Source organism: Streptomyces sp. 7R007, assembly GCF_054850255.1.
In genome coordinates this window covers 70,513-78,127 of record NZ_JBTWMV010000033.1, presented here as the reverse complement: position 1 = coordinate 78,127, position 7,615 = coordinate 70,513, and the positions used below count along the sequence as shown (strand labels likewise).

Annotated in this window: 7 protein-coding genes; 4 read left to right on the top strand and 3 right to left on the bottom strand. The window is 72.4% G+C overall.

The window, feature by feature from the left end:
• Positions 1-126: 126 nt before the first annotated feature.
• Positions 127-1,266, bottom strand: a complete 1,140-nt coding sequence (gene dusB, locus ACYF6T_RS32280) for a tRNA dihydrouridine synthase DusB (RefSeq protein WP_461700908.1) — start codon at positions 1,264-1,266, stop codon at positions 127-129.
• A 97-nt stretch (positions 1,267-1,363) separates the two neighbouring features.
• On the opposite strand from dusB, the gene ACYF6T_RS32275 reads away from it, so the two are divergent.
• On the top strand, positions 1,364-2,809 hold the full coding sequence (locus tag ACYF6T_RS32275) for an MFS transporter (protein ID WP_461700907.1): 1,446 nt from the start codon (positions 1,364-1,366) through the stop codon (positions 2,807-2,809).
• A gap of 284 nt (positions 2,810-3,093) precedes the next feature.
• On the opposite strand, the gene ACYF6T_RS32270 is transcribed toward ACYF6T_RS32275, so the two are convergent.
• A complete protein-coding gene (locus ACYF6T_RS32270; RefSeq protein ID WP_461700905.1) occupies positions 3,094-3,978 on the bottom strand; it encodes a helix-turn-helix transcriptional regulator in 885 nt (294 codons plus the stop codon).
• Between the two features lie 102 nt (positions 3,979-4,080).
• On the opposite strand from ACYF6T_RS32270, the gene ACYF6T_RS32265 reads away from it, so the two are divergent.
• The 3 genes from ACYF6T_RS32265 (at position 4,081) to ACYF6T_RS32255 (ending at position 7,022) form a co-directional block, all read left to right on the top strand.
• Complete coding sequence (locus tag ACYF6T_RS32265) at positions 4,081-5,508, top strand: MFS transporter (protein ID WP_461700904.1); 1,428 nt, start codon at positions 4,081-4,083, stop codon at positions 5,506-5,508.
• Positions 5,509-5,594: 86 nt separating this feature from the next.
• The gene (locus ACYF6T_RS32260) at positions 5,595-5,801 is read left to right on the top strand and encodes a hypothetical protein (RefSeq protein ID WP_461700903.1); all 207 of its coding nucleotides are present in this window, start codon (positions 5,595-5,597) and stop codon (positions 5,799-5,801) included.
• Between the two features lie 78 nt (positions 5,802-5,879).
• The gene (locus tag ACYF6T_RS32255; RefSeq protein WP_461700902.1) at positions 5,880-7,022 is read left to right on the top strand and encodes a serine hydrolase domain-containing protein; all 1,143 of its coding nucleotides are present in this window, start codon (positions 5,880-5,882) and stop codon (positions 7,020-7,022) included.
• On the opposite strand, the gene ACYF6T_RS32250 is transcribed toward ACYF6T_RS32255, so the two are convergent.
• Positions 7,010-7,609 (bottom strand): TetR family transcriptional regulator, encoded by a 600-nt coding sequence (locus ACYF6T_RS32250; protein ID WP_461700900.1) that lies wholly within the window; start codon positions 7,607-7,609, stop codon positions 7,010-7,012. The genes ACYF6T_RS32255 and ACYF6T_RS32250 overlap by 13 nt on opposite strands.
• Positions 7,610-7,615: the final 6 nt, after the last annotated feature.

Genomic DNA, 7,615 nt, shown 5'->3' with positions numbered 1-7,615 from the left:
GCGCACCCCCACCCAACCCGCACAGGCGCCGCAGGCATTACGCGCACCCCCACCAGAACCGCACCGGCGCCCCACGCACCGCGCACCCCCACCAGACCCGCACAGGCGCCGCAGGCACCCCGCGCCTCACCCCCCGGACGTGTCGAGCTCCGCATCCTCCCCCACCCCGGCACAGTCGTAAGGATCCTTCAGCCACCCGTCCGGCAACACCACCCGGTTGTTGCCGGACGTCCGCCCGCGAGGCCCGTCGGCGCCCGCAGGCCACGCCTGATCCAGATCCAACTCGTCCAGCCCGCCCCGGAGTTCCTCCAACGACGACGTGACGGCGAGCCGCCTGCGCATCTCGCTCCCCACCGCGAAGCCCTTCAGGTACCAGGCCACGTGCTTGCGGAAGTCGACGACGCCCTTGGACTCGTCACCGATCCACTCCCCCAGCAACGCGGCATGCCGCACCATCACCTCGGCGACCTCCCGCAACGTCGGCCGCCGGAAGTCGTCGCGCCCCTCGAACGCCGCCACCAGATCCGCGAACAGCCACGGCCGCCCCAGACACCCCCGCCCCACGACGACCCCGTCACACCCGGTCTCCCGCACCATCCGCAGCGCGTCCCCGGCCGACCAGATGTCACCGTTGCCGAGCACCGGGATCTCCGGCACGTGCTCCTTCAGCCGCGCGATGGCGTCCCAGTCGGCCGTACCGCCGTAGTGCTGTGCAGCGGTGCGGCCGTGCAGCGCGATCGCCGTCACGCCCTCCTCGACCGCGATCCGCCCGGCGTCGAGATACGTGATGTGGTCGTCGTCGATGCCCTTGCGCATCTTCATCGTGACCGGCAGCTCCCCGGCCCCCGCCACGGCCTCCCGCAGGATCGCCCGCAGCAGGTTCCGCTTGTACGGCAGCGCGGACCCGCCGCCCTTGCGCGTCACCTTGGGCACCGGGCACCCGAAGTTCAGGTCGATGTGATCGGCGAGCCCCTCGTCCGCGATCATGCGGACGGCCTTGCCCACCGTGCCCGGGTCCACGCCGTAGAGCTGGATCGACCGCGGCCGCTCGCTCTCGTCGAAGCGGATCAGCTGCATGGTCTTCTCGTTGCGTTCGACCAGCGCCCGAGTCGTGATCATCTCGCTCACGAACAGCCCTTTGCCCCCGCTGAACTCACGGCACAGGGTGCGGAAGGGCGCGTTGGTGATCCCGGCCATGGGGGCCAGGACGACGGGCGGCTGGACGGTGTGCGGACCGATCTGCAAGGGGGACCCGGGAATGGACATTGCCCCATTGTCGCCCATGCCGTCGCCGTCCCCGCCCTGCGATCATGTATCGACCATTAGTTAGACGCACTATCGAAATCGGCGTACCATGAGACGCATGCCCGAGCTCAGCCACCGCCGACGCTTCCTCGTCCTCGCGATCTGCTGTATGAGCCTGCTGATCGTGGGCCTGGACGTCACCGTCCTCAACGTCGCCCTGCCCTCCATCCGGGAGGAGCTCCACGCGAGCACGTCCGGCCTGCAGTGGACGATCGACGCCTACACACTCGTCCTCGCCGCCCTGCTGATGCTCTCCGGCTCGACCGCCGACCGGATCGGCCGCAAGCGCGTCTTCATGACCGGCCTGATCGTGTTCACGGCCGGCTCCGTGCTGTGCTCCGTCGCGCCCAGCCTGGACACGCTGATCGCCTTCCGGGTGATCCAGGCGGTGGGCGGCTCGATGCTGAACCCGGTCGCGATGTCGATCATCACCAACACCTTCACGGACCCGCGCGAACGCGCCCGCGCGATCGGCGTGTGGGGCGCCGTGGTCGGCATATCCTTCGCCGCCGGCCCCATGATCGGCGGCCTGCTGGTGCAGTCGGTGGGCTGGCGGTCGATCTTCTGGATCAACCTCCCGGTGGGTCTCGCGGCACTCCTGCTCACCCTCCGCTTCGTCCCCGAGTCCCGCGCCCCCAAGGCCCGCCGCCCCGACCCGGTCGGCCAGCTCCTGGTGATCGCCCTGTTCGGCGCGCTGACGTACGCGATCATCGAGGCCCCGGACGCCGGCCTCGTCGCCGTCCTGCCCTTCGCGGGCATCGCCCTCGCGGCCCTGATCGGCCTCCTCTGGTACGAGCCGCGCCGCGCCGAACCGCTCGTCGAGCTGCGCTTCTTCCGCTCGGCGCCGTTCAGCGGGGCCACCGTGATCGCGACGAGCGCGTTCGCGGCGCTCGGCGGCTTCCTGTTCCTGTCGACGCTCTACCTGCAGAACGTACGCGGCCTGGACGCCCTGCACGCCGGCCTGTGGATGCTGCCGACGGCCGTGCCGATCTTCCTGTGCGCACCGCTCTCCGGCCGGCTGGTCGGCAGTCGCGGGCCACGGCTGCCGCTGCTGCTGGCCGGCGCGTCGATGACGGCGAGCGCTGTGCTGTTCGCGGCGTTCGAGGCGGAGACGTCCGACGTCACCCTGTTCGTCGCGTACGTGCTGTTCGGCATCGGCTTCGGCTTCGTCAACGCGCCCATCACCAACACCGCGGTCTCCGGCATGCCCCGGGCGCAGGCGGGGGTCGCCGCGGCCGTCGCCTCCACCAGCCGGCAGCTCGGGCAGACCCTGGGCGTCGCGGTGATCGGCGCGGTGCTGGCCTCCGGGGTCGGCGCGTCCTCGTACCGCGAGGCGTTCGTCTCCGCCTCGGGGCCGGCCTGGTGGATCGTCGTGGGCTGCGGGGTCACGGTACTGACCCTGGGCGCCCTGACCACCAGCCGCTGGGCCCACCTCACGGCCGAGCGAACCGCCCAGCAGCTCCAGGCACCGGAGGTCCGCGAGGCCGCCAGGGTCACGGCGTAGACGATCCCCACCACAACGCGACCGCGCACCCCTTCACACCGCGAACACGCACCCTCACAACGCGACCGCGCACCCCCTCACAACGCGAGCACGCACCCGACCACAACCCGAGCGCGCACCCGACCACACCCCCGACCGCGCACCCCTCACACGGCGAGCGCGCACCCTCACAACGCGACAGCGCACCCCCTCACAGCACGAGCGAGCGCGCACCCTCGCAACGCGACAGCGCACCCCCTCACAACCCGAGCGCACACCGCCTCACCGCCTCACCCCCTCCCCCCTCACACCGCAACTGCGGCCTCCCGCTTGGCCGCCAGGGCATAGAGCCGCTCCAGCCGTTCCCGCGAGGCCTCGTCCGCGGGTGCGTAGGTCACGATCCGCGGCCCCTGCTCCGGCCCCAGCCACAGATCCGTGTGGTCCAGCGACACGCGCCCGACGTGCCGGTTCAGGAACTCCTTGCGCTTGCTGCGGGCGCCCACCACCTCGTGCCGGTCCCAGTTCGCGCGGAAGTCCGGCGACTCCGCGCGCAGCCGCTTCAGCAGCATCTTCCAGGCGGGCTCGGCGAGGTGCCCGGCCATCGAGGCGCGGAAGCGGGCGGCCATCAGCCGCTGGGTCTCCTCCAGGTGCACGATCGAGGCACACCACTCGGGGTGCGTGTAGGAGAGGATCATGCAGTTGCGGTCCTCGGGCGGCACCGCCTCCATGTCGCACAGCAGCAGGCTGTACGTCCGGTTGTAGGCGAGGATGTCGTACCGGCTGTTCTGCACACAGGCCGGGATCGGGTCCATCTGCTCCAGGATGGTCCGCACCCCGGGCGTGATCGACGGGCAGACGGTGGCCGGCGTCGGGTCGGCCTGCCCGGCCAGCCGGAAGAGGTGGGCGCGCTCGCTCGGGTCCAGCAGCAGGGTGCGGGCGAGGGCGTCCAGGACCTGCACGGAGACCTGGATGTCCCGGGCCTGCTCCAGCCACGTGTACCAGGTCACGCCGACCGCGGAGAGCTGGGCGACCTCCTCCCGACGCAGGCCGGGCGTGCGGCGCCGGCGGCCGCGGGGCAGGCCGACCTGCTCGGGCGTGATGTGCTCGCGCCGGTGCCGCAGGAAGGCGGCGAGCTCGTGCCGCCGGATCGCGGCCGGGGTGGACGTCTCCTGAACCGGGCTGATGGTCATGCCCACCAGCCTGCCGTGTGCCGGACCCTGTTTCCAGGTACTGCCACTACCAGCATAAGGAGACTCTGGTACCACCCTGCCGACGCCCGCAGGCTGGGGAACGTGACCGAAACCATCACCTCACGCACCGTCCGTTCACCGGCCGCGCCACCCGCGCTGGGCGGCCTCGGACTGTTCACCGTGCTGCTGGCCGCGGCACTGCCTCTCATCGACTTCTTCATCGTCAACGTCGCCCTGCCCACGATCGGCAGCGACCTGCACGCGAGCGAGTCCGTCCTCGAACTCGTCGTCGCCGGCTACGGGCTGGCGTACGCCGTCCTGCTCGTGCTGGGCGGACGGCTGGGCGACCTGTTCGGCCGGCGCCGGTTCTTCCTCGGCGGGATGGCCGCGTTCGGGCTGACGTCGCTGGCGTGCGGGCTCGCGCCCGGCGCCTGGACGCTGGTGGCGGCACGGGTGGCGCAGGGCGCGTCGGCCGCGGCGATGCTGCCGCAGGTGCTCGCCACCATCCAGGCGGCCACCTCCGGACAGCGCCGCGCGAAGGCCATGGGCCTGTACGGCGCCACGGCGGGCCTGTCCATGGTGGCGGGCCAGATCCTCGGCGGCGTCCTGGTGGCGGCCGACATCGCGGGCACCGGCTGGCGCTCGGTGTTCCTGGTGAACGTCCCCGTGGTCGTCGTGGGCCTGTTCCTGGCCGCCCGCGGGGTGCCGGAGACCCGCTCGCAGCACCCCGAACCCGTCGACGGCCTCGGCACCGTGCTGCTCACCGCGTCGCTGCTGACCCTGCTGGCGCCGCTCACCGAGGGCCGTTCGGCGGGCTGGCCGCTGTGGACGTGGCTGTCGCTGGCGGCGTTCCCGTTCGTCGCGGCGGCGTTCTACGCGGTGGAGCGCCGGGAGGACCGCGCGGGCCGTACCCCCCTGGTGCCGCCGAGCCTCTTCGCGCTGACCTCGCTGCGGCGCGGCCTGGTCATGATCGTCCCCTTCTCCATCGGGTTCAGCGGATTCATGTTCGTGATCGCGGTGGCACTCCAGCGAGGGGCGGGGCTCGGCCCGGTCCCGGCCGGGCTGGCGCTGGCCCCCATGGCGGTGGTGTTCTTCTTCGTCTCGCTCGCCGGGCCGCGGCTGATCACCCGCCACGGCACCCGGATCGTGACCGCCGGTGCGGTGATCCAGGCGGTGGGCGTGGGCCTGATGGCGCTGGCGGCCCGGCAGTCCTGGCCGGACCTCGGCATCGTCGAACTCCTCCCGGGCGCGGCGATCGCCGGCGCGGGCCAGGCCCTCCAACTGCCCATCATCTTCCGCATCGTGCTCTCCGAGGTGCCGTCCGCCCGGGCCGGCGTGGGCAGCGGCGTCATGGTCACCACCCAGCAGTCGGCACTGGCTCTCGGCGTGGCCACGCTCGGCACGCTCTTCCTGTCCCTGATCCCGCACCTGGGCATGCGGGACGCCCTGGTCACCACGCTGCTGGTGCAGCTGGCCGGGGTGGCGCTGACCGGTCTGCTGAGCCTGCGGCTGCCGCGCACGATCGGTTGAACCGGCCACAGCTTGGTGAACTCGCCGTGGAGGACCCCCTGTTGATGTTGGCCTTGCTGCACACTCCTTGCCGGAGGCGAGGCGTCATGCTGGAGATCAACACGAGCAAGGTGAGCCGCTGGGACCAACACGGCCGGGAGCACGTCGTGAGAGTGCTGCGCAAGGGCCCGCAGCGCACGATCAGATGTGAGACGTGCGGCTGGCGCAAAGGGGCGCAGTTCCTGCCCTGGCTGAAGGCGGAGGAGCATCTGGCCGAGGCCCACCAGGCGACGGTGGACCCGGCGGACACCTAAGGGCCGCCCCGGCCGATGACTTTCCGCGGGCGGGACGGTCATATCCCGTACGACGCCCCCAGACCGGAAGGCCGGACCATGACCGCTGTGCACGACACCCTGCGACGGCACGTCGACGAAGGCGCGGTGCCGGGCGCCGTCGCCCTGGTCGCCCGCGGCGAGGACGTCGAGGTGGTGACCGTCGGATCGGTGGACACCGACGGCACCGCCCCGATGGCCCGGGACACGATCTTCCGTATCGCGTCGATCACCAAGCCGATCACGGCGGCGGCGGTGCTGATGCTGGTGGAGGACGGGGTGCTCGCCCTGGACGCACCGGTGGCGCGGTGGCTGCCGGAGCTGGAGAAGCCGAACGTCGTCCGCGACCCCGCCGGCCCCGCGGACGACGTGGTCCCCGCGGCCCGCCCGATCACGGTCGAGGACCTGCTCAGCTCCCGGGCGGGCTGGGGCTTCCCCTCGGACTTCTCGCTGCCGGCCGTCCAGGCCCTGTTCGAGGTGCAGAAGGACGGCCGCGCACCGCAGGCGTATCCGGACCCGGCCGCCTGGCTGGCCGCACTGGCCCGGGTGCCGCTGCTGCACCAGCCGGGTGAGGCGTGGCTCTACGGGACCTGCTCCGACCTCCAGGGCGTGCTGGTGGCGCGGGCGTCGGGCCGTACGTTCCCCGAGTTCCTCGCGGAACGGCTCTTCGAGCCGCTCGGCATGCGGGACACGGGCTTCGAGGTCCCGGCGGCGAAGCGGCACCGCTTCACCTCGTACTACACCGCGACGCTGGACCTGGCGGACGCCCCGGACGGCGAGTGGAGCCGCATCCCCCGCTTCCCCTCCGGCGGTGGCGGCCTGGTCTCCACGGTGGACGACTGGCTGGCCTTCGCGCGGATGCTGCTGCACGCGGGCGAGGCGGGCGGTCCCCGCCTGCTGTCGCCCACCTCGGTCAGCCGTATGACGACCAACCACCTCACGGCGGCCCAGCGCGAGAGCGCCGCCCTCTTCCTGGAGGGCCAGGGCTGGGGATACGGCGGCCAGGTCGACGTCACCCCGTCCGACCCCTGGAACGTGCCCGGCCGCTACGGCTGGGTCGGCGGCACCGGCACGACGGCCCACGTCGTCCCGCACACGGGCACGGTCGCGATCCTGCTGACGCAGGTGGCGATGACCGGGCCCACGCCGACGCCGCTGATGCGGGAGTTCTGGACGTGCGTGGCGGGCGGTCAGTCCGGCTGACCGCGCAGGCCCCGCTGCAGCAGGGCCACCACCGCCTCGAAGTCCTCCTCCACGTCCGGCTGGAGCCAGTCCCGGGCGTAGTACGGGTCGTGGAAGCGGCCGGTGGCCTGGAAGAGGGCGCGGGCGGTGGGTCCGGGCGGGGCCGGGGCGAAGACGCCCTGGTCGATGCCGGCCTGGACGATCGCGGTCAGCTGGGCCATCAGGTCGGCGAGGTGGGTGCTGACCGCCTCGCCCGCCTCCCCGGCGAGGACCGAGTAGGTGGCGAAGAGCTCCGGGTCGTCGCCCGCCTTGCTGCGCTTGGCGGCGAAGAGGGCGGCGAACCAGTCGTGGAGGCGGGTGGCCGGGTCGCGGTCACCGGACGCGGCGATCGCGGCCAGCGCCTCCGTCGTACGGTCCAGCCACCGCTTCGTCACGGCCTCCCGCAGCGCCGCCTTGGTGCGGAAGTGCCGGTAGACGCTGCCGTGGCTGACGCCGAGCGCGCGGGCCACGTCGACCACGGTGGCCTTGGCCGGGCCGTGGCGGCGCAGCACCTCCTCGGTCGCTTCGAGGATGCGCTCGGCGGTCAGGGTCTCGCTGGTGGCGGGCATGACTAG